We start from the raw sequence: 24,916 nt of genomic DNA, 5'->3' as shown, positions 1-24,916 counted from the left end.
CTTGGCGACTCACGCCACGGTGAGCGTCAGCTCGTCCCAGCCGGTCGCGCCGTCGGGGGCGGGGGCGGCGCGCTGCTCCGTCTGGGTCTCGCCGGTGGCGGACGTCGCGCGGCAGCGGATCGTGTGCGTTCCCGACGTGGCATCCCACGGCACGCTCCACTGCACCCACGTGTCGGCCGAGATCGCCGTCGCCAGCTTCGCGGGGATCCACGCCCCGTCGTCGATCTGCACCTCGACGCCCGCGACGCCGACGTGGTTGTGCCACGCGACTCCGGCGATGACCGTCGAGCCCGCGGCGACACGCGCGCCGGCGCGCGGAACGTCGATCCGGGATGCCGGTTTCACCGGGCCGCGGGCCGACCAGCCGCGCGAGGTCCAGTACCCCTCGGCCACGGCGTACTGCGTCACCTCGAGTTCGGTGACCCACTTGGTGGCCGAGACGTAGCCGTAGAGGCCGGGGACGACCATCCGGACGGGGAAGCCGTGCTCGATCGGGAGCGGCTCGCCGTTCATGCCGATCGCGAGGAGCGCGTCGCGTTCGTCGGTCAGCGCCTCCAGCGGCGTCGAGGCGGTGAACCCGTCGATCGAGTGCGACAGCACCATGTCGGCATCCGCCGTCGGTTTCGCCCGGGCGAGCAGGTCGCGGATCGGGACGCCCAGCCAGCGCGCGGTTCCGATCAGGTCGCCGCCGACCTCGTTCGACACGCACACGAGGGTCGCGACGGTCTCGCGCTGGGGGAGGGCGACGAGGTCGTCCCACGTCACCACGACCTCTTCCTCGACCAGGCCGTGGATGCGGAGCGACCACGACGACAGGTCGACCTGCGGTACCACCAGCGCGGTGTCGATGCGGTAGAAGTCCGCCGACGGCGTGATGACGGGGGTGAGACCGTCGATGCCCAGCTCCGCCGTCGCCGGGACCGGCGTGGTGGTCGCGGGGGTCGGCAGGCGGAGGGCGGAGCGCACCACGGTCGCGGCCTGTGCGCCTCCGCGGACGGCGGCGGACCCCACCGCGGCGAGAGCCCCCGCGACGACCGCGAGGCCGGAGAGGACGAGGACGTTGCGCCGCGTCGGCCCGGGGGTCTCGGGGGCGGCGGCGGTTCCGGCAGCGTCTCCGGCGGCGTCCGCCGGGCGGCGGAGGCGCGCGATCAGCAGCGCCCCCACGATCACGGCGACCGCGCCCGCGACGAACGAGGGGAGGGGCGACAGCACGTCGGCGTCGGCCCGCGTCATCGACACGACCGCGCCGACCACGCCGAGCCCGGCCAGGATCATGCGCCCCCACGGCGGACGACGACGCTCGAGCACCCCGGCGGCGCCGGCGACCGCCAGGAGGAGGATCGCGATGCCGACCAGCAGGGCGGCCTTGTCGTTGGTGCCGAACAGGCTGATCGCGAGGTCTTTCCCCCACGGCGGTGCGATGTCGATCATCCCGCCGCCGATGACGGCGAACGGGCTCGCCGACGGGGCGACGACGGCCGCGGTCAGCTCGCCGAGTCCGGCGCCGAGGACGGCGGCCGCCACGCCGGCGCCGGCCGCGAGCAGGTCGAGAGTGCGGGGAGCAGAGGCCACGTTCGGAGCATAAGGAGGTCGCGAGGCCCGGGGGCCGTGGCATCCCGAACTCACAGCCAACCGGAACGCGCGAGGGGTCGAGAACTGTTGCCTCGACCCGCGCGCAGGCGACGATTCTTGACCCCTCACGCGCCGGAGGCTCAGCCCAGCGTCACACCGACCAGGCGCTGCGACTCGTCCCACACGCGGCGGGCCTCGTCGAGGTCGCGGAGCGGGCGGTAGAGCGCGTGGGTCGTCGGGGCGCCGCCGAGGTTCATCGGGCCGCGCGGGCCATAGAGCACGTCGCTGCGCGGGTCGGTCGTCGTCGCCGCGAGGAGCGCCGGCTGCGCGGCGGAGCGAACGGTGCCGAGCAGGATGCCGTGACGCGACATCCAGCGGATGGCGCGCACCGCGGGGACGTCGGTGGTGCGGCCGATCTCCGGACGCGCGGCGAGGAGGTTCGACGGCGCGACACCGGGGTGGGAGACGACGCTGCGGAGGCCCCAGCCGCCCTCGGCGCTGCGCCGGTCGAGTTCGCGCGCGAACAACCCCAGCGCGATCTTCGACGCCGAGTACACGCGCTGGCCGTCGTACCCGCGCTCGGCCGGGAGGTCGTCCCAGGCGATGCGTCCGCTGCGCGCGGCGATGCTGAGCTGCGTCACGACCCGCGCGCTCCCCGCGGTGAGCAGGGGAAGGATGCCACCGACGAGCGCCACATGACCGAGGTGATTCGTGGCGAACTGCAGCTCGAACCCGTCGGCGGTGGTCTGCCGCTCGGGCGGTGTCATGACCCCGGCGTTGTTGACGAGCAGGTGCACCGGTCGTCCGTCGGCGCGGAGGACCCCGGCGAAGTCCGCGACGCTCGTCAGCGACGACAGGTCGAGATCGTGCAGCTCGAGGCGGGCACCGGGGACCCGCTCACGGATCGTCCGGGCGGCGCGGTCGCCCTTCGCCCGGTTGCGGACGGGGAGGACGACCTCGGCGCCCGCCGCGGCCAGACGCTCGGCGATCACGAGGCCCATGCCGTCGCTGCCGCCGGTCAGCACGGCGCGTCGGCCGGCGAGGGAGGGGAGGGGGATGTCGGTGTCGGTCATGGTGTCTCCTCGGTCGGGGTGGGTCCCAGCGTGCGCCGGGAGACGGATCCGAACCAGGACCCGTCGATCCCCGGCTGAGCGGACCGCGTCTCGCGAGAGGGGGATCGCCGCGTCCTGGATCCGCCACCGTCCGGCGGGTAGACAGGGACCATGATCGACCGAACGGCCCTCGCGGACTTCCTCCGCACCCGTCGCGAGGCGCTCCAACCCGAGGACGTCGGGATGCCACGGGGCGCGCGCCGCCGGACGCCCGGGCTCCGGCGCGAGGAGGCCGCCGCGCTCGCCCACATGTCGACCGACTACTACGCGCGGCTGGAGCGGGAGCGCGGACCGCAGCCGTCGCCGCAGATGCTCGCGGCCATCGCGCAGGGCTTCCACCTCACCCGCGCCGAGCGCGACCACCTGTTCCGGCTCGCCGGTCACGTGCCCGACGAACGCTCCGCCGCGGGCGAGCACGTCAGCCCGGGACTCCTCCGCATCCTCGACCGCCTCGACGACACCCCCGCCGAGATCGTGACCGAACTGGGGGAGACGCTGCGGCAGTCGCCGCTGGGTGCCGCGCTCACCGGCGATGCGTCGCTGCGGTCGGGGCCGGAGCGGAGCCTCGGCTATCGGTGGTTCAGCGACCCCGGCGCGCGGGCGCTCTACGCGCCCGAGGAGCATGGGTTCCTCAGTCGGCTCTTCGCCGCGGGCCTGCGCGAACTCGCGGGCCGCCGCGGACCCGGCTCGCGCGCGGCGGCGCTCGCCGACGACCTGCTGGCGCGGAGCCCGGAGTTCCGGACCCTGTGGGCGGCGCACGAGGTGGGGCTGCGGCCGAGCGCGACGAAACGGTTCGTCCATCCCGCGGTGGGGTTGCTCGAGCTGCACTGCCAGTCCCTCATCGATCCCGAGACCTCGCACTCGCTCCTCGTCTACACGGCGGTCCCCGGCAGCGAGAGCGCCGAGAAGCTGCGCCTGCTGGCGGTGCTGGGCCCGTCCGTCCCCGCCTGAGGGCGGTGACCCGCGTGAGTCGCCAAATAATGTCGCCTGGACCCGCTGTGAGGCGACAGATCTTGGCGACTCGCGCGTGGAGTGCGGGGGTACGGTGCAGGGATGGGTGAGAACGTCAGGGAGCTGCGGCGCCCGGCCGCCGAGGGGGCGCCCCCGTTCGAGCTGAGCTACGTGCGCACCGGTCCTCGCACCGCCACCCCGGCCCTGATCATCCCGGGCGGCCCGGGGCTGGCATCCCTCCTGCCGTACCGGGGGCTGCGCCGCCGAGCCGCCGAGGGCGGCCTCGACGTCCTGATGGTCGAGCACCGCGGCGTCGGCCGTTCGCGGCACGACCTCGCCGGACGCGTGCTCCCTTCCGATGCGATGCGCCTCACCGCGGTCCTCGACGACCTGGCCGCCGTGCTCGACGCCGAGGGGGTCGACCGGGCGTACCTGATCGGGTCGTCCTACGGCAGCTACCTCTCCTCGAGCTTCGGGGCCCGGCATCCGGACCGCGTGGCGGGGATGCTTCTCGACTCGGCCCTGCAATCCACCGAGGATCTGGCGCTGGAGCGCGAACGCCTGCGGACCCTCTTCTGGGATGCCGACGACGACCTGTCCCGCGGCGTGCGCCGCCTCGTGTCCGACGGGATCGACGAACGCGTGGTGCTCGACGTCGTCCGGGCGGCCTACGAGCTCGCGGGCCCCGACCTCCTGCGTCCGCTCGTCCGGCACCGTCCCGGTCTCGCGTGGCACGCGCTCGCCGCGTACGCCTCCCGCGACGCCTCGATCGCCCGGATCCCGGGCATCTACGAGTTCGACGTCGTGGGCACGATCGCGTTCCGCGAGCTGCACTACGGCGCCGCGCCCGACGGGCTTCCGCTCGACCCGGCGCTGACCTACGCCCCGCTCGCCGAACGGTATCCGGCGTTCGAGGGCGAGCCGTACGACCTGACCGCCGCCGTCGCGGAATTCCCGTGGCCGATGGTCCTCCTCTCCGGCGACCGCGACCTGCGGACGCCGCCCGAGATCGCCGAGCGGGTCGCCCGGACGGCCCCGGATGCCACCCTCGTCCGGCTCCACAACGGCCACAGCGCTCTGGACACCCACCCGATGGCCCTGCTCAACGCCACGCGACGGCTCGTCCGCGGCGAGCACCACCGCCTTCCCGCCGAGGAACCGGCGCTGGACCGCCTGCGCCGCACGGGCGTCTCGGCGCGCTTCCCGCACCTGTTGCAGACCCTGGCGCACGCCGACACCGCGGTGCGTCCGCGGCGCTGAGCCCTGGCATCCGTTCCGCCCCTGCCTCTCGGGGGTGGGCTCGTCAATGGGGTCGGGGAATCCAGGCGTGCGGATGACACTGGCCGCTCGTTCCCCCCGACGAGAGGCACCACCATGAAGGCACTGACCTGGCAGGGCAAGCGCGACGTGAGCGTTGAGGAGGTCCCCGACCCGCGGATCCTCGAACCGACCGACGCGATCGTGAAGATCACCTCCACGGCGATCTGCGGCTCCGACCTCCACCTCTACGAGATCTTCGGCCCGTTCATCGACCCCGGTGACGTCCTCGGCCACGAGCCGATGGGCGTGGTCGTCGAGGTCGGTTCGGGCGTCACGAACCTCGCCGTGGGCGACCGTGTCGTCGTGCCGTTCAACATCTCGTGCGGGCACTGCTTCATGTGCCGCCGGGGGCTCCAGTCGCAGTGCGAGACCACGCAGGTGCGCGAGTACGGCAGTGGTGCGGCGCTGTTCGGCTACACGAAGCTGTACGGCCAGGTCCCGGGCGGCCAGGCGGAGTACCTGCGGGTGCCGCTCGCGGACTACAACCACATCAAGGTCGGCACCGACCTGCCCGACGACCGCTACCTCTTCCTCAGCGACATCGTGCCGACGGCGTGGCAGGGCGTGCAGTACGCGAACGTTCCGGACGGCGGCACGCTCGCGGTCATGGGCCTGGGCCCGGTCGGACAGTTCGTGTCGCGCATCGGCGTGCACCTGGGGTACCGCGTGCTGGCCGTGGAGCCCGTGGCCGAGCGGCGCGCGATGGCCGAGCGCCATGGCGTCGAGACCTTCGACCTCACCGACACGGTCATCGACGAGCTGCGCGACCTCACCGAGGGTCGCGGGGCCGACGGCGTGGTCGACGCGGTCGGCATGGAGGCGCACGGCAACGGCGGGATCAAGTTCGCGCAGGATGCCATCGGCCTCCTCCCGGATGCCCTCGCGCAGAAGCTCATGGACACGGCCGGCCTCGACCGCCTCGCCGCGATGCACGCCTCGATCGACGTCGTCCGCCGCGGAGGGACCGTGTCGCTCAGCGGCGTGTACGCCGGCGAAGCCGACATCCTGCCGATGAAGACGATGTTCGACCGGCAGCTGAACCTGCGGATGGGGCAGTGCAACGTCAAGCGCTGGATCGACGACCTCCTGCCGCTGGTCGAGGACCCCGCCGACCCGCTCGGCGTCATGGACCTGGTCACGCACCACGCGCCGCTGGCGGACGCGCCCGCCCTCTACAAGACGTTCCAGAAGAAGGAGGACGGCTGCATCAAGGTCGTGCTGCGGCCCTGATTCTCATCGCGTGAGGGGTCAAGATCTGTCGCTTCTGGCTCCGCCAGGCGACAAATCTTGACCCCTCACGCACCTAGACGCGGCCGGCGTGCACGGCCTCCAGAGCCGCGGCGTCGGCGGGGGACATGCCCTGGATCGGCTCGCCGTTCCAGACGATGTCGTCACCGAGGGCGGCCAGCACCTCCTTGCGCTCGCCGTGGGAGATCTTGGCGCCGTGGACGATGGTCGCGGGGCTCCACAGCATCGCGGCGTCGTCCCACCACCCCGCTCCCACGTCGCGCACGTGCACGAGGTCGTGGAGCGTCTTCGGCAGATGCTGCAGCGGTTCGGTGAACGCGTCGGCGAGGACGGCGAGGGTGATCTGGCGCTGAGTCCCCGGGACGGCGACAATCGTGTGCTCGACCGTCCCCTCGATCGCGCGCGAGACGTCCTCGGCCTCGAGGAGGATCACGCCGTTGGTGGGCCGCGGGTTGCACTCGATGATCTTGTAGTCGGGCGTCCCGTCGGTGCCGTGGTCGACGAAATCGAACGAGATCTGCCCCGTGAACGTCGGGTCGAGCGTGTCGATGATCTGCTGCGTGAAGCGGAGGGTGTCGGTGCTGTCGACGGCGACGAAGGCGATCGCGGTGCTGTGCGCCCACTGCTCGCCCGCCTTGTACGTGGTGTGCGCGGTGACGCGCCCGTCCACGACGACGCTGTAGGTGCAGACCATCGGGCCGTCCACGAAGGGCTGCACGAGCCAGGGCTGGTCCGGGGTCGGAACGCAGTCCTCGATCGGCACCTTGCCCGCGAGGGGGCCCGTGTTGGTGAGCAGCCCCACGCCGCCGCGCGAGAACGCCGCGCGGGCGAAGTACCGGGGGAACGCTTCGATCGCGGTGCGCAACTCCTCGGGGGAGGTGACCACGACCGTCTCGGGGATCGGCACTCCGGCATCCTGAGCCAACCGCTGGAAGCTCGCCTTGTCGTGGAGGCGCGCGAGGTCGGGGAAGCTGCCGGCGTACAGCTCGACGCCCTCGGGGAGGTCGGCGACGCGGGCGGCGAGGTAGAAGACCTCCTCGAACGTGGGGATGATCACGTCGATGTCGTGCGCGCGCACGTACGCGCCGACCGTCTCGATGAAGGCATCCGTCTCGAACCGGGGAGACGGTGTGACGAGGTGCCCGGCGAGGAAGCGCGAGTGGTTGCCGACGGCGCCGTCGTACGTGTCGCTCGCGAAAACGGTGTGCCCGACGCTGCCGAGCTTTCGCACCAGATCGAGAGCGAAGGTGTTGCGGGAACTGGTGACGAGCGCGCGCATGGAGGCACCTTCGGTCGAGGCGGCGGATGTCGGGCCAGCCTAGCCACGCCGCTCTGCGCGCGGGGGAAACACCTCCGCAACACGGGCGTGGGTAGGCTCAGGGCATGGGTGACCTGTTCGACGGTTACGGCTCCACGTTGGCGCCGCGCAAGACCGTATCCGGCATCCCGGCGTTCGACGAGATGTTCGGTGTCCCGGCCACCCCCGGTGACGCGGCGCCCTCGCGCGAGGCGTATCGGGAGCTGTACCAGGCGTTGGCGCAGATGACGCAGGAGGAGCTTCGCGGGCGCACCGACTCGCTCGCGAGTTCCTACCTCGCCCAGGGCGTGACGTTCGACTTCGCCGGGGAGGAGCGTCCGTTCCCCCTGGATGCCGTCCCCCGGGTCATCGCCTACGACGAATGGTCGCGCATCGAAGCGGGCGTGAAGCAGCGGGTGCGGGCGCTCGAGGCGTTCCTCGACGACGCCTACGGCAACCAGCACTGCGTGCGCGACGGCGTGCTCCCGGCGGGACTCATCGCGTCGTCGCAGTACTTCTATCGCCAGGCCGCCGGCATCCGCAGTGCCAACGGCGTGCGCATCCAGGTGTCGGGCATCGACCTGATCCGCGACGAGCACGGCGAGATGCGGGTCCTCGAGGACAACGTGCGCGTGCCCTCCGGAGTGTCGTACGTCATCTCCAACCGACGGGTCATGGCGCAGACCCTGCCCGAACTGTTCGTCTCGATGCGGGTGCGCCCGGTCGGCGACTACCCCAACAAGCTGCTCGCCGCTCTCCGCGCGTCCGCCCCGCCCGGGATCGACGACCCGAACATCGTGGTGCTCACTCCGGGCGTCTACAACTCGGCGTACTACGAGCACACGCTGCTCGCGCGTCTGATGGGTGTCGAGCTGGTCGAGGGCCGCGACCTGCTGTGCGTCGGCGGCAAGGTGTTCATGCGCACGACCCGTGGTCCGCAGCGCGTCGACGTCATCTACCGTCGCGTCGACGACGACTTCCTCGACCCGATGCAGTTCCGCGCCGACTCCATGCTCGGCGCACCCGGCCTCATGCTTGCCGCGCGGCTCGGGAACGTCACGATCGCCAACGCCGTGGGCAACGGCGTCGCCGACGACAAGCTGCTCTACACGTACGTGCCCGACCTCATCCGGTACTACCTCGCCGAGGAGCCGATCCTGAAGAACGTCGACACGTGGCGGCTCGAGGACCCGGGCGCGCTCGAAGAGGTGCTCGACCGTCTGCCCGAACTCGTCGTGAAGCCCGTCGACGGCTCCGGCGGCAAGGGTCTCGTCGTCGGTCCGGATGCCTCGCCCGCCGAACTCGAGAAGCTCCGCAAGCGGCTGCTCGCCGACCCGCGCGGGTGGATCGCGCAGCCGGTCGTGATGCTCTCGACGATCCCCACCCTGGTCGAGGACGGTATGCGCCCCCGCCACGCCGACCTGCGGCCGTTCGCCGTGAACGACGGCGACGACATCTGGGTGCTGCCCGGCGGCCTCACCCGCGTGGCTCTGCCGGAGGGGCAGCTCGTAGTGAATTCCAGCCAGGGCGGCGGCTCGAAGGACACGTGGGTCGTCGGCGGCTCCGCCCCGTCGCACGTGGAGTACGGCCAGGGGAACGGCGTTTCGGGTCTCGTGGCCGACCAGGCGGCGGTGACCGAGGCGATCCCGATCATCTACGACGATCAGCCCGTCCCCGCCACGGCCCCGCGCGACCACCGCGCCGACCGCGACCAGCAGGAGCAGCAGCAGCAGGCCGACGCGAGCGTGCAGCACGGCCCGCAGGCGGAGCAGCAACAGCAGCAGAGCGATGGGGAGGTGCCCTCGTGCTGAGTCGCATCGCCGAGTCGCTGTTCTGGATCGGCCGTTACATCGAGCGGTCCGACGGCACCGCGCGCATCCTCGACGTCCACCTGCAGCTCCTCCTGGAAGACCCGTGGATCGACGAGGACACGGCGTGCCGGTCGCTGCTGAGCGTCATGGGCTCGGCGTTCCCCGAGAACGTCGACACCGTGCGCCGCGACGACGTCCTCGCCCGCCTCGCGGTCGACCGCATGAACCCGTCGAGCATCGCCTACTCGCTCACCGCGGCACGCGAGAACGCCCGCCGTGCGCGCGAGATCGTCTCGACCGAACTGTGGGAGACCCTCAACACGACGAACTCGCGGATGCCGCGGCGTCTGCAGACCGAGAAGGTGCACGAGTTCTTCCAGTGGGTGCGCGAGCGCGCCGCGCTGGCGATCGGCATCGTCGACTCCTCGACGAACCGCGACGAGGCCTGGCAGTTCTTCACCCTGGGTCGCAGCATCGAGCGCACCGACATGACGGCGCGTCTGCTCGCGACCCGGTCGCTCACCGAGGTGTCCGGTCCGTCGTGGACGACGATTCTCCGCTCGTGCGGCGCGTACGAGGCGTACCTCCGGACGTATCGCGGGATGCCGAGCGCCCGCAATGCGGCCGAGTTCCTGCTGCTGGACCGCCTGTTCCCGCGGTCGATCATCTACTCCATCCAGCGCGCCGAGGACTGCATGAGCGCCATCGATCCCCGTGCCGACCGCGTCGGCCACTCCAACACGGTGCTGCGGGCCCTCGGGCAGATCCGCAACGACCTGGAGTACCGCCCCATCAGCGACATCCTCGCCGAGCTGCCCGAGCACATGCAGCGCGTGCAGACGGTGACCCGTGAGGCATCCGAGGCCATCCGGTCGCGGTTCTTCCCGACGCAGGCCGAGCCCGCGTGGATCGGAGAGATCTCGTGAAGCGCCTGCGCATCGAGCACCAGACCGGGTTCGCGTATCCGGGCGACGTCGTCGCCTCGTACAACGAGGCCCGGATGCTGCCCGGGTCGACCGACAGCCAGTTCGTGCTGAGTTCGTCGCTCGACATCGAGCCCTCCACCTCGGTCAACCAGTACGTCGACTACTTCGGCACCCGGGTCGCCGCCTTCGACGTGCTTTCGCCCCACGCGGCGCTCACCATCACGGCGCGCTCGCTCGTGGAGGTGCGCCCGCGTCCGATCGAGCACGCCGACATCACGTGGGACGAGCTGCGTGCGGAGGCGTCCCGGTCGATCACCACGGTCGAGCAGTTGACGCAGACGCGACGCACGACGCCCCACCCCGAGGTGGTCGCGCTCGCGCGCGAGATCGCGGCGGACCACGACCGGCCCGGACCGGCGGCGCACGCCATCGCCGAGGCCGTCGGCAATGCCATCGAGTACATGCAGGGCGTCACGGGCGTGCACTCCACCGCGGTAGACGCGTGGGAGGCCCGCAAGGGCGTGTGCCAGGACATCGCGCACATCACCCTCGGCGCGCTGCGCGAGGTCGGCATCCCCGCCCGCTACGTGTCGGGTTACCTCCACCCCAAGCCCTCCGCCGAGGTGGGTGAGGCCGTCACGGGCGAGTCGCACGCGTGGGTGGAGTGGTTCGCGGGGGACTGGCAGGGCTTCGATCCGACGAACAACATCGAGATCGGCGACCGTCACGTGCTCGTCGGCCGGGGACGCGACTACAACGACGTGCCGCCGCTGCGCGGTGTGTACGCGGGTCCGGGCAAGAGCCAGCTCAAGGTGAAGGTGACGATCACGCGCGAGACGTGACGCTCACGCGGGGTGTCGACTTCGGGTGAGCGCGTGTCGCTCCTCCTGGTGGCTTCGGGCGAATGTTCCCGTCGAGCGGCGAACGGCGAGACATCCTCGGCGAGTCACGCCGCCAGGGTGGCGGTTCGCTACCGCCAGCCGGTCGAGCCCCGGGCCACCAGTTCGGGTGCGAACACCGTCTGGCGCGTCGCGCGGTCGGGGTCGTCGGCCTCGTCGAGCAGGATCCGCATGGCGGTGCCCCCGATGAGTGCGCTCGGTTGACGCACCGAGGTGAGGGGCACGGCCGCCGCCGCGGCGAACGGAATGTCGTCGAAACCGACGACGGCGATCTCGTCCGGGACGAGCATGCGGCCGTCGACGACGAGACCCTGCAGCAGCCCCAGCGCCAGCAGGTCATTGGCGGCGAACACGGCGTCGGGGCGGTCGGTGCGGTCGCGCGTCAGGAGGCGGCGGCCAGCTTCGACGCCCTCCTCCACCGTGAGAGCGTGGGTGGGGACGACTTCGAGTACGGCGTCGAGACCGCTGTTCTCCACGGCGCTGCGCGCGCCCGCCAGGCGGTCGGTGACCTGCCGGATGTCGAAGGGCCCCCCGACGAACGCGATGCGGCGGCGCCCGCGCTCGAGCAGGTGCTCGGCCGCGAGGCGGCCGCCGGCCACGCTGTCGACCGAGACGGACGAGAACAGCCCGTCCCCCGAGAATCGATCGATCAGCACGGAGGGGATGCCGCGGGCGCGCAGCCGCGTGAGCCGGGTCGTGACGTCACCGAACGGGGCGATGAGCAGGCCCCGCACCATCTGCTGCTCGAAGAGGTCGATGTACAGCGTCTCGCGGGCGGCATCCTCGTCGCTGTTGCCGTGGAGCAGGGCGAGGCCGCGCGTGGTCGCCTCGTTCTCAGCGCCGCCGACGACGTCGGCGAAGAAGGGATTGCGGCCGTCGAGTGCCACGAAGCCGACGGTCGTGCTGACGCCGGCGCGCAGTTGACGGGCGGCGTCATTGCGGACGTATCCGAGTTCCTCGATCGCGTTCTGGACCCGTTGCGCCGAGGCGGAGGAGACCGTGTCGGGCCGATTGAGCACGTTGGAGACGGTGCCGACGGACACGCCCGCGAGGGTCGCGACATCGCGGATGCTCACCGTCACGCGGGCTCCTCTCGTCACGATCGGGTCTCGACGCGATCCTGACTTGACCACGTCGTCGAGGTCACCCTACAGTGACTGGCATCCCATCTGAAACGATTCAGATTCTGGGAATTCGAATCTACCCTCGATGAGGAGGCCGCATGGTTGACGCGACGAACGCGACTCCAGGTCCGCAGGCCCACGCCCTGGAGCTGCGCCGCGTGATGAAGTCCTTCGGCCCCGTCGTCGCTCTGCGATCGGGGAGCCTGGTGCTCGACCGGGGCTCGATCCACGCGCTGATCGGCGAGAACGGCGCCGGCAAGTCGACGCTCGTGAAGATCATCGCGGGGCTGTACCGCCGCGACGACGGCGACTTCCTGCTCGACGGCGAGAGCGTCGACTTCGTCAGCACGGCCCAGTCGAAGGCCGCGGGCATCGCCGTGATCTACCAGGAGCCGACGCTCTTCCCCGACCTCTCGGTCACCGAGAACATCTTCATGGGCCGTCAGCCCACGGGGCGTCTCGGGCGCATCGACCGCGCCGCGATGCGCGCGGAGGCGACGCAGATATTCCAGCGCTTGGGCGTCGCGCTCGACCCCGACCGCGTGACCGAGGGTCTCTCCATCGCCGACCAGCAGATCATCGAGATCGCCAAGGCCATCTCGCTCGACGCGCGGGTGCTGATCATGGACGAGCCGACCGCCGCGCTCAGCGGCGTCGAGGTCGAGCGTCTCTTCGCCGTCGCGCGGAGCCTGCGCGACGAGGGACGCGCGCTGCTGTTCATCTCGCACCGCTTCGACGAGGTGTTCGCCCTGTGCGACACGGTGACCGTGATGCGCGACGGCGCCTACGTCCACACCACGCCGCTCGCCGACACCAGCGTGGACGACCTCGTGCGACAGATGGTCGGCCGAGACGTCACCGAGCTCTTCCCCAAGCTCCCCTCCACCCCGGGCGAGGTCGTGCTCGAGGTCGAAGGGCTGACCCGCGCGGGAGTGTTCCGAGACGTGTCGTTCTCTCTGCGTGCGGGCGAGATCGTGGGTCTGGCCGGCCTCGTGGGCGCTGGACGCAGCGAAGTCGCCCGCGCGATCTTCGGCGTCGACGCGTACGAATCGGGTACGGTGCGCGTGAACGGGGCGGTGCTGCCCAAGGGCAGCGTCCGGCAGGCGACCGCCCGGGGCCTCGCGCTCGTGCCCGAGGACCGTCGCAAGCAGGGACTCGTCCTCGACGAGGGCGTCTCGCGCAACATCACCCTCGCAATCCGCACGAAGCTGTCGCGCTGGGGCCTGCTCCGCACGGCCGACGAGAACCGGGCCGCCCGCGAATGGGCGAGCCGTCTCGAGGTGAAGACGGCGGCCCTGGATGCCACGACCGGCACCCTCAGCGGCGGTAACCAGCAAAAGGTCGTGATCGGCAAGTGGCTGGCGACCGAGCCCAAGGTTCTGATCGTCGACGAGCCCACCCGCGGAATCGACGTCGGCACGAAGAGCGAGGTGCACCGCCTGCTCTCCGAGCTCGCCCAGCAGGGCCTGGCGATCCTCATGATCTCGAGCGAGCTGCCCGAGGTCCTGGGCATGGCCGACCGCGTGCTGGTCATGCGCGAGGGGCGCCTCACCGGGGAATTCGCCCGCGCGGAGGCCACCCCCGAAACCATCATGTTCGCCGCGACCGCCGATGCGGAGGCATCCCTGTGATCGTGCCCCGCCCCGTCGCCACCCTGACTCTCGAAGCGGAGGGCCTCCGATGAGCACCGCCACTCCCGTCCGCCCGGGCACCAGCCCCGCAGCGAAGCTCGTCTCGCACGTCGCCACGGCGCGCGAGAGCGGCATCGTCCTCGCGCTCATCCTGATCATCGTCATCGCGACGCTGAACAACTCCACATTTGTCTTCTCGCCCGACGGCTTCCGCGACCTGCTGCTCACCCCGTCGCTGCTCCTGCTCGTGGCCGTGGGTCAGGCGATCGTGATCATCACGCGCAACGTCGACCTCTCGGTCGGGTCCGTCGTCGGGCTCACCGCCTACCTGACGGGCCGGCTGTTCATCGACGTCCCGGGTCTGCCGCTGATCGGGGTGTTCGTCGCCGGCATCCTTCTCGGCGGCATCCTGGGCTTCATCAACGGCGCTCTCGTCGCCTACGCCAAGGTGCCGGCGCTCGTGATCACGCTCGGCACGATGTACATCTACCGCGGGATCAACGTCGCGTGGGCGGGAAGCAACCGCGTCAACGCGAGCGACCTGCCCGCCGACTTCCGCGGCCTCGGCACGGGCCAGGTGCTCGGCATCCCACTGCTGACGATCCTCGCCGTGGTCGTGCTCATCGCCGCCGCCTGGTACCTGCGGAACCTGCGCAGCGGGCGCGAGTTGTACGCCATCGGGTCCGACCCCGCCGCCGCGCATCTCTACGGACTGAAGGTCAACCGCCGCATCATCGGCGCCTTCGTCACCAGCGGCGCCCTCGCGGGCCTCGCTGGCGTCCTCTACGCCGCGCGCTATGGAACCGTCGCCTCCAACGCCGGCTTCGGCTGGGAGCTGCAGGCGATCGGTGCGGCCGTCATCGGCGGCGTCGCGATCTCGGGCGGCGTCGGCTCGGTGTGGGGCGCGGCCATCGGCGCCTACCTGCTGCTCACCATCAACCGCGCCCTGCCGATCCTCGGCATCGACGACTTCTGGCAGCGGGCCGTCGTCGGCGCACTCATCCTCGGCGCGATCGTGCTCGACCGCGTGCTCGCCGTCCGACAGTCCCGCAAGCTCACCGCAGAGAGGGAGACGGGTCGATGACCTCCACCACCGTCGACACCCGCGCACGCACGTACCGTGCGCACGCCCGTCCGTTCTGGCGTCGCGCGTTGCTCTCGCGCGAGGCCGCCATCATCGGCATCCTGCTGCTGGTCGTTCTGGTCTCGCTCGCGACCGTGCGAAACTTCAGCAGCCCGCTGACCGTCACCTACCTGCTGCGCGACGTCGCGCCGATCCTGCTCATCGCGTTGCCGATGACGCTCATCATCATCACCGAGGAGATCGACCTCTCCGTGGCGAGCGTGGTCGGTCTGTCCAGCGTCGTGGTCGGAGTCCTCACCCGCGACGGGTGGCCGTTCGAGATCGCCGCGCTCCTCGCGATCGCGGTCGGTCTGGTCGCGGGGGCCCTGAACGGCTTCCTCGTGACGGTCGTCGGGCTCCCGTCCCTCGCCGTGACGATCGGTACGCTCGCCCTCTTCCGCGGAATCGCGGTGGGCCTGCTCGGCACCGAGGCGGTCACGGAGTTCCCCGAGACGTGGACCGACCTGGCGAAGGCGAACATCCCGGGAACGCCGCTGCCGCTCATCATGATCCCGTTCGCCATCCTCGCGATCGTCTTCGCGGTCCTGCTGCACCTGACCCCGTTCGGTCGCTCGCTGTACGCGATCGGGCTCAACAAGGAGACCGCGGCCTTCTCGGGCATCGACGTCGCACGCACGAAATTCGCGCTCTTCCTCCTGAGCGGGACCGTCTCGGGATTCGCCGGGGTGTACTTCACCCTGCTGTACAGCAACGCCCGCGGCGAGAACGCCATGGGTATGGAGCTGCAGGTCATCGCGGCCGTGCTCCTCGGCGGCGTGTCGATCTTCGGCGGCCGCGGCGCCCTCCACGGCGTCATCGCGGGCGTGCTGCTCATCGGCACCCTCGGATCCGCGCTCCGACTCGCTGGGGTCACCAGCGACATCATCAACGTCATCACCGGGCTGCTCCTCGTGCTCTCGGTGGTGTCCGCCAGCCTCCTCGCCTGGCTGCACACCCGTCGTGCGGCCGCCATCGGCAAGAGGAAGGGTTCTCGGCCGCTCGCTCCGGCGTCGACGGTCTGACCCCGCACCAACCACCCGCACCACGGAAGGAAACAACGATGTTCGCATTCACCCGTAAGACCCGCGTCGGCACCGCTGCCGCCGCCCTCGCCCTGGCGGTCACGCTCGTCGCCACCGGCTGCTCCGGCGGCAGCGGAGGAGGTGACGCCTCGGGCGGCAGCGGCGGCGGTGGCGGCAACCTGTCGATCACGTTCCTGCCCAAGAACCTCGGCAACCCCTACTTCGACACCTCCAACAAGGGCGGCGAAGAGGCCATCAAGGAGTTCGGCGGCACGTACGAGCAGGTCGGCCCGAGCGAGGCGACTCCGACGTCGCAGGTGCAGTACATCCAGACCGCCGCGCAGCAGGGCGTGGGTGGCCTCGTCATCTCGGCGAACGACCCCTCTGCCATCTGCGACGCCCTGGACGAGGCCCGGAGCGCGGGCGTGAAGGTCGTCACCTTCGACTCCGACACCGACGCCAAGTGCCGTGACCTCTTCATCAACCAGGCGACGTCCGAGGGCATCGCCAAGGTGCAGGTCGACCAGATCGCCAAGCAGATCGGCGACGCCGGTCAGGTGGCGATCCTCTCGGCAGCCGCCAACGCGACGAACCAGAACGCCTGGATCGAGCTGATGAAGAAGGACCTCGCGGCCAACCACCCGAACATCCAGCTCGTCGACGTCGTCTACGGCGACGACGACGACCAGACCTCGTTCGACCGCACCGCTGCCCTGCTGCAGACCTACCCCGACCTGAAGGGCATCATCTCGCCCACCACGGTCGGCATCGCCGCCGCCGGCCGCTACCTCTCGACCTCGGCCTTCAAGGGCAAGGTCGCTCTGACGGGTCTCGGCACGCCGAACCAGCTGCGCGAGTACGTCCAGGACGGCACCATCACCTCGTTCGCGCTGTGGAACCCGGCCGACCTCGGCTACCTCGCCGCGTTCGCGACCAAGGCGCTGATCCAGGGTGACATCACCGGCGCCAAGGGCGACACGTTCGAGGCCGGCAAGCTCGGAGAGTTCACCGTGGGTGACGACGCGACGGTCCTCCTCGGCGACCCGTTCGTGTTCGACGCCTCGAACATCGCGGACTTCAACTTCTGAGTTCCGCTCCGCAAGCCCCGGTCACTCTCGTGGTGGCCGGGGCTTCCGGCTGCCGCGCGCCCGGCGTTCACCGTCCAAGACACGCGGATGCCACGCGGCTCTGTCCGCGTGTCTCGGACACTCAAGGGGGCGGCTGGCTGCCCGCGCGTCGCCCGCGCCGCGGCTACGGGGGCGCGGGGCGCGGGTTACCCGCTGGACGCGCGCACGACCAGCTCGGGCCGGAACCGCACCTGACGCGCGCCCGGGTCGAGGTCGCCGTCCAACTGCCGCAGCAGCAGGTCGACCGCGGTGGAGCCGAGGAGCTCGGCCGGCTGACGCACCGACGTGAGGGGCACGACGGTCGCGGCGGCGAAGTCGATGTCGTCGTAGCCGACGAGAGCGATGTCGTCGGGTACGCGGATGTCGCCGAGCATCGTGAGCGCCTGCAACACGCCGACCGCGAGGAGGTCGTTCGCGGCGAAGACGGCGTCGGGTCGGTCGGCTCGTTCACGGAGGCGCTCGCCGGCGGCGCGGCCGGCGAGGACCGTCATGGCATCCGTCTCGATGATCTCCAGCTCCGCTCCGTCGACCTCGGTGACCGCGCGGCGCGCCCCGGTGAGGCGGTCGGCGACCTGGCGGGTCGTGAGCGGGCCGCCGACGAAGGCGAGCCGTCGTCTCCCCGAGGCAAGGAGGTGGGCCGCGGCAAGGTGCCCGCCTTCGACGTCGTCGACGGAGACCGCGCAGACGTCGTCGCCGGCGGTCTGCTCGTCCACCAGCACGACCGGGATGCCGGCGGCCGCCAGGCGCTCCACGACGTCGCCGGTGGCATCGGCGGGCGTGAGCAGCACACCGGCCACCCGCTGCTCGCGGAACTGGTCGAGGTAGAGGCGCTCGTGGTCGCCGTCGGCTCCGCTCGATCCGAGCAGCACGACGTAGCCGTCGTCGGCGGCGCGGGCTTCGGCTCCGCGCGCGACGGCCGCGAAGAAGGGGTTGCCGACGTCGAGCACGATCAGTGCGATGGACCGGCTGCGGCCGGCGCGCAGTTGGCGGGCGGCGTCATTTCGGATGTACCCGAGTGCCTCGATCGCCGCACGCACGCGCTCGACGGCGCCGGGCGAGACGGTCTCGCGGCCGTTCAACACGTTCGAGACGGTCCCCACGGAGACTCCGGCGTGCGCCGCGACGTCCTTGATCTTGACCGCCATGATCCGACGACGATATCGCACGGCGGGACGGCATGTGCTATCGTGCGATGAAACGATTCATTGTCTCGAGGAAGAGCAGATCCCATGTCCGGACAGACCACGCGCGTCTGCTTCGAGCTTCGTGTCCGGCCCGAGCTGATCGACGAGTACGTCGCCCGGCACACGCCGGTCCGGGCGGACATGCTCGCCGAGATCGCCGCAGCCGGTCGCCGCAACTACTCCCTGTTCCTCGGCAAAGGCGGGCGTCTCGTCGGTTACTACGAGACCGACGACGATGCCGCCGCCCAGGCCTACCTCGAGACCTCTCCCATCGCGGCCGCGTGGGAGGCGGAAATGGCGCCCTTCTTCCTCGGCCTCGAGGGTCGCCCCGACCAGGCCGCGACCGCCCTCACCGAGGTGTTCCACCTCGCCGACCAGCTCGCGGACGCTGAGCCCTCGGCATCCCGCTCCGCAGATCACCCCGCGGAGGCCGGCTCGTCGGCGTCCGCCCCGACCGAAAGCACCCGCCCATGACGACGTTGTCCAACGAAATCCTCGCGACCCTCGAGAGCCAGGCGATCGAGCTGCCCTCCTGGGCGTTCGGCAACTCCGGCACCCGCTTCCGCGTCTTCCCGACCGCGGGCACTCCCCGCGATCCGTTCGAGAAGATCGCGGATGCCGCCGAGGTCAATCGCCTGACCGCACTCGCCCCCACGGTGGCCCTGCACATCCCGTGGGATCTCGTCGACGACTACACGGCCCTCCGCCGTCACGCCGAAGACCTCGGTGTGAAGCTCGGGACGGTCAACTCCAACACCTTCCAGGACGAGGACTACAAGTTCGGCGCCCTCACCCACCACGACGAGCGCATCCGCCGCAAGGCCATCGACCACCACCTCGCCTGCATCGACGTGATGGATGCCACGGGCTCGCGCGACCTGAAGATCTGGCTCGCCGAGGGGTCGAACTACCCCGGTCAGAACGACATGCGCGGCCGCCAGGACCGCCTGCAGGACTCGCTGCAGCAGATCTACGCGCGCCTCGGCGACGACCAGCGGCTGGTGCTGGAGTACAAGTTCTTCGAGCCGTCGTTCTACCACACCGACGTTCCCGACTGGGGGACGTCCTACGCCCAGGTCGCCGCCCTCGGAGAGAAGGCGCTCGTGTGCCTCGACACCGGTCACCACGCGCCCGGGACGAACATCGAGTTCATCGTCATGCAGCTGTTGCGCCTCGGGAAGCTCGGCTCGTTCGACTTCAACTCGCGGTTCTACGCCGACGACGACCTCATCGTCGGCGCGGCCGATCCGTTCCAGCTGTTCCGCATCCTCACCGAGGTCGTCCGCGGCGGGGGTCTCAACAACCCCGACGTGGCGTTCATGCTCGACCAGTGCCACAACATCGAGGACAAGATCCCCGGCCAGATCCGCTCGGTACTGAACGTCCAGGAGATGACCGCCCGTGCCCTGCTCGTCGACCGCGACGCGCTGACCGCCGCGCAGCAGGCGAACGACGTCCTCGCCGCGAACGCGGTGCTGATGGATGCCTTCTACACCGACGTCCGTCCCGCCCTCGCCGAGTGGCGCGCGTCGCGCGGCCTCCCCGCCGACCCGATGGCCGCGTTCGCGGCATCCGGCTACCTGCCCCGCATCGCCGCAGAGCGCGTCGGCGGCACCCAGGCCGGCTGGGGCGCCTGACCCCGACCCGCGCCGCCCGCGCCGGGCGGCCCCCACATGGCTTGAGTGTCCAAGACACGCGGATGCGCTCCGCCGGCATCCGCGTGTCCTGGACACCGAATGGTGAAAGGAACCTCCTCGCATGACCAGCTCCACCGCCGCCGACCTCGTCGCGCGCAGCAATCGCCTCGGCTCCGACCCGAAGGTCACGAACTACGCCGGCGGCAACACGTCCGCCAAGGGCGCCGACATCGATCCCGTGACCGGCGAGCCGGTCGAGCTGCTGTGGGTGAAGGGCTCCGGCGGCGACCTCGGCACGCTCACCGAGAAGGGCCTGGCAGTGCTGCGGCTCGACCGCATGCGCGCCCTCGTCGACGTCTATCCCGGCATCGACCGCGAGGACGAGATGGTCGCCGCGTTCGACTACTGCCTCCATGGCAAGGGCGGCGCGGCTCCGTCGATCGACACCGCCATGCACGGACTTGTGGATGCCGCCCACGTCGACCACCTGCACCCCGACGCGGGCATCGCGATCGCGACCGCCGCTGACGGGGAGGAACTGACGCGGAAGATCTTCGGCGACAAGGTGGTGTGGGTGCCGTGGCGTCGCCCCGGCTTCCAGCTCGGTCTCGACATCGCCGCGATCAAGGCCGCGAACCCGCAGGCGATCGGCACGATCCTCGGCGGACACGGCATCACCGCGTGGGGTGACACGTCCGAGGAGGCCGAGCGCAACAGCCTCTGGATCATCGACACCGCCCAGGCGTACATCGACGCGAACGGTGCGGCCGAGCCTTTCGGTGGCGTCCGTGCGGGCTTCGCGGCGCTGCCCGAGGCCGAGCGCCGGGCGAAGGCCGCGGCCCTCGCGGCGACGATCCGCGGGCTCGCGTCCACCGACAAGCCGATGGTCGGCCATTTCACCGATGCCGATGTGGTGCTGGACTTCCTGGCATCCGAGAAGGCCCCCGCCCTCGCCGTGCTCGGCACGAGCTGCCCCGATCACTTCCTGCGCACCAAGGTCAAGCCGCTGATCCTCGACCTGCCCGCCGACGCCTCGGTCGAGGACGCGATCGCCCGCCTGAAGGAACTGCACGCGGAGTACCGCGCCGACTACCAGGCGTACTACGACGCGCACGCGGATGCCGACTCCCCGGCCATCCGCGGCGCCGACCCGCTCATCGTCCTGGTGCCGGGCGTCGGCATGTTCTCGTACGGCGCCAACAAGCAGACCGCGCGCGTCGCGGGCGAGTTCTACGTCAACGCGATCAACGTCATGCGCGGCGCCGAGGCGCTGTCGACGTACGCGCCGATCTCGGATGCCGAGAAGTTCCGCATCGAGTACTGGGCGCTCGAAGAGGCCAAGCTCCAGCGCATGCCGAAGCCGAAGACCCACCAGGGACGCATCGCGTTCGTCACGGGCGCGGCATCCGGGATCGGCAAGGCCATCGCCACTCGCCTCGCGGCGGAGGGCGCGTGCGTCGTCGTCGCCGACCTCGACCTCGAGAAGGCCCAGGCCGCGGCCGCCGAGCTCGGCGGCACCGACGTCGCGATCGGTGTCGCGGCGAACGTGGCGGATGCCGAGGGCGTCCAGGCCGCGATCGACGCGACGCTGCTGGCGTTCGGCGGCATCGACCTCGTCGTCAACAACGCGGGGCTCTCGCTGTCCAAGCCGCTGCTGCAGACCACCGAGAAGGACTGGGACCTGCAGCACGATGTGATGGCGAAGGGGTCGTTCCTCGTGTCGAAGGCCGCGGCGAAGGCGCTCATCGAGCAGAAGATGGGCGGCGACGTCATCTACATCTCGTCGAAGAACTCGGTCTTCGCCGGCCCGAACAACATCGCCTACTCGGCCACCAAGGCCGATCAGGCGCACCAGGTGCGCCTCCTCGCGGTCGAGCTCGGCGAGCACGGCGTGCGGGTGAACGGCATCAATCCCGACGGTGTCGTGCGCGGGTCGGGCATCTTCGCCGCCGGCTGGGGCGCGAACCGCGCCGCGACGTACGGTGTGAAGGAAGAGGACCTCGGCCAGTTCTACGCCAACCGCACGATCCTCAAGCGCGAGGTCGTGCCCGAGAACGTCGCCGACGCGGTGTACGTGCTCACCGGGCCCGAGCTGTCCCGCACGACAGGTCTCCACATCCCCGTGGACTCGGGCGTCGCCGCGGCGTTCCTGCGATGAGCGGTTCCGTGTCGGTCGCGGGGGTGCCGGGCACCGTCCGCGCCGTCGCGGCCGTCGACCTCGGCGCGACGAGCGGGCGGGTGATGATCGGCCGGGTCGGCGACGACACGCTCACGCTCGAGGAGGTCGCACGCTTCCCGAACGGACCGGTCGAGCGCGCCGACGGCTGGCACTGGGACATCGAGGCGCTGTGGGGGCATGTGCGCACGGGGCTCGTCGAGGCACTGAAGCGGGAGCCGGCGATCGAGAGCGTCGGCATCGACTCGTGGGCGGTCGACTACGGCCTGCTGCGCGGCGGGGAGCTGCTCGCCGAGCCATTCCACTACCGTGATGCGCGCACCGCGCGGGGAGTGGATGCCGTTCACGCGGCGATTCCGTTCGAGGAGCTGTACCGGCGCAACGGCCTGCAGTTCCTGCCGTTCAACACCCTCTACCAGTACGCCTCCGACCCGCGCGTCGGCGAGGCGGAGGTCAGCGTCCTCATCCCCGATCTCATCGCCGAGCGCCTCACCGGGCGCGCGGTCGCCGAACGCACCAACGCCTCGACGACGGGGCTCCTCGACGTGCGCACGGGGGAGTGGGACTCGGCTCTCGCCGAGGCGCTCGGCATCCCGGCATCCGTTCTGCCTCCGCTGGTCGACCCGGGTCAGGCGATCGGGGAGACCTCCGCCGAGCTCGGGGCGATCCCGGTCGTCGCGGTCGGATCGCACGACACGGCGTCGGCGATCGTCGCGGTGCCGCTGTCGACGCCGAACGCCGCCTACATCTCGTGCGGCACGTGGGGGCTCGTGGGCCTCGAGCTCGCGGAGCCGATCGTGACGGATGCCGCCCGCGAGGCGAACTTCACCAACGAGGGCGGCGTGGACGGGCGCGTGCGCTTCCTCCACAACGTCACCGGACTGTGGCTGCTGAGCGAGACGGTGCGCGCGTGGGAGAAGGAGTACGGTGCTCCGATCGACCTCCCGCTGCTCCTCGCCTCGGCCGGCGCGGTGGCGCCGCCCGCGCGCCTGTTCGACGCGAACGCCCCCGAGCTCGCGGCCCCGGGCGACATGCCCGGACGCATCGCGGCGCTGATCGGCGCCGATCGCCCGGGCCGTGCCGGGCGGCCGATGTTCGCGCGCATCATCGTCGAGAGCATCGCGGCCGCGTTCGCTCGGGCCGTGCGCACCGCGGGCGGGTTGGCGGGCCGCGAGGTCGACGTCATCCACCTCGTGGGCGGTGGCGCGCGCAACGCGCTGCTGTGCCAGGCGACCGCCGACCGTGCGGGCGTGCCCGTGCTGGCCGGGCCAGTCGAGGCCACGGCGCTCGGCAACGTCCTCGTCCAGGCGCGCGCGCTCGGGTGCTTCGGCGCCGCCGCGAGCCTCGAAGACCTGCGCGTGCGCGTCGCCCGCGCCTTCCCCCCTGTCCGATACACGCCCCGCGGCTCCGTCGTCGCGGAACCGGCGTAGTCTGTGGTCAGACCACACGAAAGCGAGACTCCATGGTTCAGCGCCAGCTGCCCAAGGTCGGCGAGCTCCTCGAGCTCATGCAGTTCAAGAAGCCCGAGCTCGACGCCCGCAAGCGCCGCCTCGACGCGGCGCTGACGATCGCCGATCTGCGCACGATCGCGAAGCGTCGCACGCCCAAAGCCGCGTTCGACTACACCGACGGTGCCGCCGAGGGCGAGCTCTCGCTCGACCGCGCCCGCCGCGCCTTCGAGGACGTCGAGTTCCACCCCGACATCCTGCGGCCGGCGGCGAACGTCGACACGTCCTGCGAGATCCTCGGCGGCCCGTCGGCCCTGCCGTTCGGCATCGCCCCGACCGGATTCACGCGCCTGATGCAGACCGAGGGCGAGACCGCCGGCGCCTCCGCGGCGGCGGCCGCCGGCATCCCGTTCACCCTCTCGACCCTCGGGACGACCTCGATCGAGGGTGTGAAGGCGGCCAACCCCGTCGGACGCAACTGGTTCCAGCTCTACGTCATGAAGCAGCGCGAGATCTCGTACGGGCTCGTCGAGCGGGCGGCTGCGGCCGGGTTCGACACCCTGCAGTTCACGGTCGACACCCCCATCGCCGGCGCCCGCCTCCGCGACAAGCGCAACGGCTTCTCGATCCCGCCGCAGCTCACGCTCGGCACGATCGTCAACGCCATTCCGCGTCCGTGGTGGTGGTACGACTTCCTCACCACGCCCAAGCTCGAGTTCGCCTCCCTCAGCACGACCGGCGGCACCGTCGGCGAGTTGCTGAACGCCGCGATGGACCCGACGATCAGCTACGACGACCTCGACATCATCCGCGGCATGTGGCCGGGCAAGCTCGTCGTGAAGGGCGTGCAGAACGTCACCGACGCGGCCCGCCTCGTCGACCTCGGCGTCGACGGCATCGTCCTCTCGAACCACGGCGGACGCCAGCTCGACCGCGCGCCGATCCCCTTCCGGCTCCTGCCGCACGTCGTGCGCGAGGTCGGCAAGGACGCCACGGTCATGGTCGACACCGGCATCATGAACGGCGCCGACATCGTGGCATCCATCGCCCTCGGCGCGAAGTTCACGCTCATCGGCCGCGCCTACCTCTACGGCCTCATGGCCGGGGGCCGTCAGGGCGTGGACCGGACGATCGCGATCCTCCGCAGCGAGATCGAGCGCACGATGGCGCTGCTCGGCGTCTCGAGCCTCGCCGAGCTCGAGCCCCGGCACGTCACGCAGCTGACGCGCCTGGTGCCGGTCGCCGACGGGGTGGATGCCCGCGTCTGACGCGGGGCGCGGAGCGTCAATGCTCTGCGCAACCTCAGCC

Annotated in this window: 20 protein-coding genes; 15 read left to right on the top strand and 5 right to left on the bottom strand. The window is 71.0% G+C overall.

Annotated features, from left to right (window positions below; genetic code table 11):
• Positions 1-9: 9 nt before the first annotated feature.
• Together QM517_RS08910 and QM517_RS08905 are read right to left on the bottom strand one after the other, a co-directional pair.
• Positions 10-1,572 carry a molybdopterin-dependent oxidoreductase gene (locus tag QM517_RS08910; RefSeq protein WP_283286745.1) on the bottom strand — a complete coding sequence of 521 codons (1,563 nt, stop codon included), beginning with the start codon at positions 1,570-1,572 and terminating at the stop codon, positions 10-12.
• Positions 1,573-1,712: 140 nt separating this feature from the next.
• Entirely contained in the window at positions 1,713-2,645 is a 933-nt protein-coding gene (locus QM517_RS08905) for an SDR family oxidoreductase (protein WP_283286742.1), read from the bottom strand.
• Positions 2,646-2,795: 150 nt separating this feature from the next.
• On the opposite strand from QM517_RS08905, the gene QM517_RS08900 reads away from it, so the two are divergent.
• The 3 genes from QM517_RS08900 to QM517_RS08890 all read left to right on the top strand — a co-directional run bounded on the left by QM517_RS08900 (position 2,796) and on the right by QM517_RS08890 (position 6,185).
• The gene (locus QM517_RS08900; protein ID WP_283286739.1) at positions 2,796-3,635 is read left to right on the top strand and encodes a helix-turn-helix transcriptional regulator; all 840 of its coding nucleotides are present in this window, start codon (positions 2,796-2,798) and stop codon (positions 3,633-3,635) included.
• 102 nt (positions 3,636-3,737) lie between these two features.
• Positions 3,738-4,895 carry an alpha/beta fold hydrolase gene (locus QM517_RS08895; RefSeq protein WP_283286736.1) on the top strand — a complete coding sequence of 386 codons (1,158 nt, stop codon included), beginning with the start codon at positions 3,738-3,740 and terminating at the stop codon, positions 4,893-4,895.
• 114 nt (positions 4,896-5,009) lie between these two features.
• Positions 5,010-6,185: an alcohol dehydrogenase catalytic domain-containing protein gene (locus QM517_RS08890; protein WP_283286735.1), complete on the top strand. Its 1,176-nt coding sequence runs from the start codon at positions 5,010-5,012 to the stop codon at positions 6,183-6,185.
• Positions 6,186-6,258: 73 nt separating this feature from the next.
• On the opposite strand, the gene QM517_RS08885 is transcribed toward QM517_RS08890, so the two are convergent.
• Complete coding sequence (locus QM517_RS08885; protein ID WP_283286733.1) at positions 6,259-7,482, bottom strand: carbamoyl-phosphate synthase large subunit; 1,224 nt, start codon at positions 7,480-7,482, stop codon at positions 6,259-6,261.
• Positions 7,483-7,586: 104 nt separating this feature from the next.
• Between QM517_RS08885 and QM517_RS08880 the strand changes: the two genes are divergently transcribed.
• The 3 genes from QM517_RS08880 to QM517_RS08870 are packed head-to-tail and all read left to right on the top strand — an operon-like array spanning position 7,587 to position 11,079.
• A complete protein-coding gene (locus QM517_RS08880) occupies positions 7,587-9,311 on the top strand; it encodes a circularly permuted type 2 ATP-grasp protein (protein ID WP_303655463.1) in 1,725 nt (574 codons plus the stop codon).
• A complete protein-coding gene (locus QM517_RS08875) occupies positions 9,305-10,237 on the top strand; it encodes an alpha-E domain-containing protein (protein WP_077049729.1) in 933 nt (310 codons plus the stop codon). Before QM517_RS08880 ends, QM517_RS08875 begins: the two co-directional genes overlap by 7 nt.
• Positions 10,234-11,079: a transglutaminase family protein gene (locus QM517_RS08870; RefSeq protein ID WP_077049728.1), complete on the top strand. Its 846-nt coding sequence runs from the start codon at positions 10,234-10,236 to the stop codon at positions 11,077-11,079. The genes QM517_RS08875 and QM517_RS08870 overlap by 4 nt, the downstream gene beginning before the upstream one ends.
• Positions 11,080-11,207: 128 nt before the next feature.
• Here QM517_RS08870 and QM517_RS08865 read toward each other — a convergent pair whose 3' ends face one another.
• Positions 11,208-12,218 (bottom strand): LacI family DNA-binding transcriptional regulator, encoded by a 1,011-nt coding sequence (locus QM517_RS08865; protein WP_283286728.1) that lies wholly within the window; start codon positions 12,216-12,218, stop codon positions 11,208-11,210.
• 140 nt (positions 12,219-12,358) lie between these two features.
• Here QM517_RS08865 and QM517_RS08860 point away from each other — a divergent pair, with 140 nt between their 5' ends.
• The 4 genes from QM517_RS08860 to rhaS are packed head-to-tail and all read left to right on the top strand — an operon-like array spanning position 12,359 to position 17,124.
• A complete protein-coding gene (locus QM517_RS08860) occupies positions 12,359-13,891 on the top strand; it encodes a sugar ABC transporter ATP-binding protein (RefSeq protein ID WP_283286725.1) in 1,533 nt (510 codons plus the stop codon).
• Positions 13,892-13,940: 49 nt separating this feature from the next.
• On the top strand, positions 13,941-14,975 hold the full coding sequence (locus tag QM517_RS08855) for an ABC transporter permease (RefSeq protein ID WP_278102780.1): 1,035 nt from the start codon (positions 13,941-13,943) through the stop codon (positions 14,973-14,975).
• Positions 14,972-16,036 (top strand): ABC transporter permease, encoded by a 1,065-nt coding sequence (locus tag QM517_RS08850; RefSeq protein ID WP_283286724.1) that lies wholly within the window; start codon positions 14,972-14,974, stop codon positions 16,034-16,036. Before QM517_RS08855 ends, QM517_RS08850 begins: the two co-directional genes overlap by 4 nt.
• Positions 16,037-16,074: 38 nt before the next feature.
• Positions 16,075-17,124, top strand: a complete 1,050-nt coding sequence (gene rhaS, locus QM517_RS08845) for a rhamnose ABC transporter substrate-binding protein (protein WP_283286723.1) — start codon at positions 16,075-16,077, stop codon at positions 17,122-17,124.
• A 185-nt stretch (positions 17,125-17,309) separates the two neighbouring features.
• Here the strand turns inward: rhaS and QM517_RS08840 are convergent, their stop codons facing one another.
• Positions 17,310-18,308, bottom strand: coding sequence for a LacI family DNA-binding transcriptional regulator (locus tag QM517_RS08840; protein WP_283286721.1), 999 nt, complete (start codon positions 18,306-18,308; stop codon positions 17,310-17,312).
• An 84-nt stretch (positions 18,309-18,392) separates the two neighbouring features.
• Between QM517_RS08840 and QM517_RS08835 the strand changes: the two genes are divergently transcribed.
• The 5 genes from QM517_RS08835 (at position 18,393) to QM517_RS08815 (ending at position 24,876) form a co-directional block, all read left to right on the top strand.
• Entirely contained in the window at positions 18,393-18,821 is a 429-nt protein-coding gene (locus tag QM517_RS08835) for an L-rhamnose mutarotase (protein ID WP_283286717.1), read from the top strand.
• Positions 18,818-19,984: an L-rhamnose isomerase gene (rhaI, locus tag QM517_RS08830; protein WP_283286715.1), complete on the top strand. Its 1,167-nt coding sequence runs from the start codon at positions 18,818-18,820 to the stop codon at positions 19,982-19,984. The genes QM517_RS08835 and rhaI overlap by 4 nt, the downstream gene beginning before the upstream one ends.
• 121 nt (positions 19,985-20,105) lie before the next feature.
• The gene (locus tag QM517_RS08825; protein ID WP_283286712.1) at positions 20,106-22,142 is read left to right on the top strand and encodes a bifunctional aldolase/short-chain dehydrogenase; all 2,037 of its coding nucleotides are present in this window, start codon (positions 20,106-20,108) and stop codon (positions 22,140-22,142) included.
• A complete protein-coding gene (locus QM517_RS08820) occupies positions 22,139-23,590 on the top strand; it encodes a rhamnulokinase (RefSeq protein ID WP_283286709.1) in 1,452 nt (483 codons plus the stop codon). Before QM517_RS08825 ends, QM517_RS08820 begins: the two co-directional genes overlap by 4 nt.
• A gap of 32 nt (positions 23,591-23,622) precedes the next feature.
• Positions 23,623-24,876 carry an alpha-hydroxy acid oxidase gene (locus QM517_RS08815; RefSeq protein WP_077049395.1) on the top strand — a complete coding sequence of 418 codons (1,254 nt, stop codon included), beginning with the start codon at positions 23,623-23,625 and terminating at the stop codon, positions 24,874-24,876.
• Positions 24,877-24,916 lie beyond the last annotated feature (40 nt).

The sequence above is a fragment of the Microbacterium sp. IEGM 1404 genome, from assembly GCF_030056775.1.
Taxonomy (GTDB): Bacteria; Actinomycetota; Actinomycetes; order Actinomycetales; family Microbacteriaceae; genus Microbacterium.
This window is presented reverse-complemented; position numbering and strand designations above follow the sequence as displayed.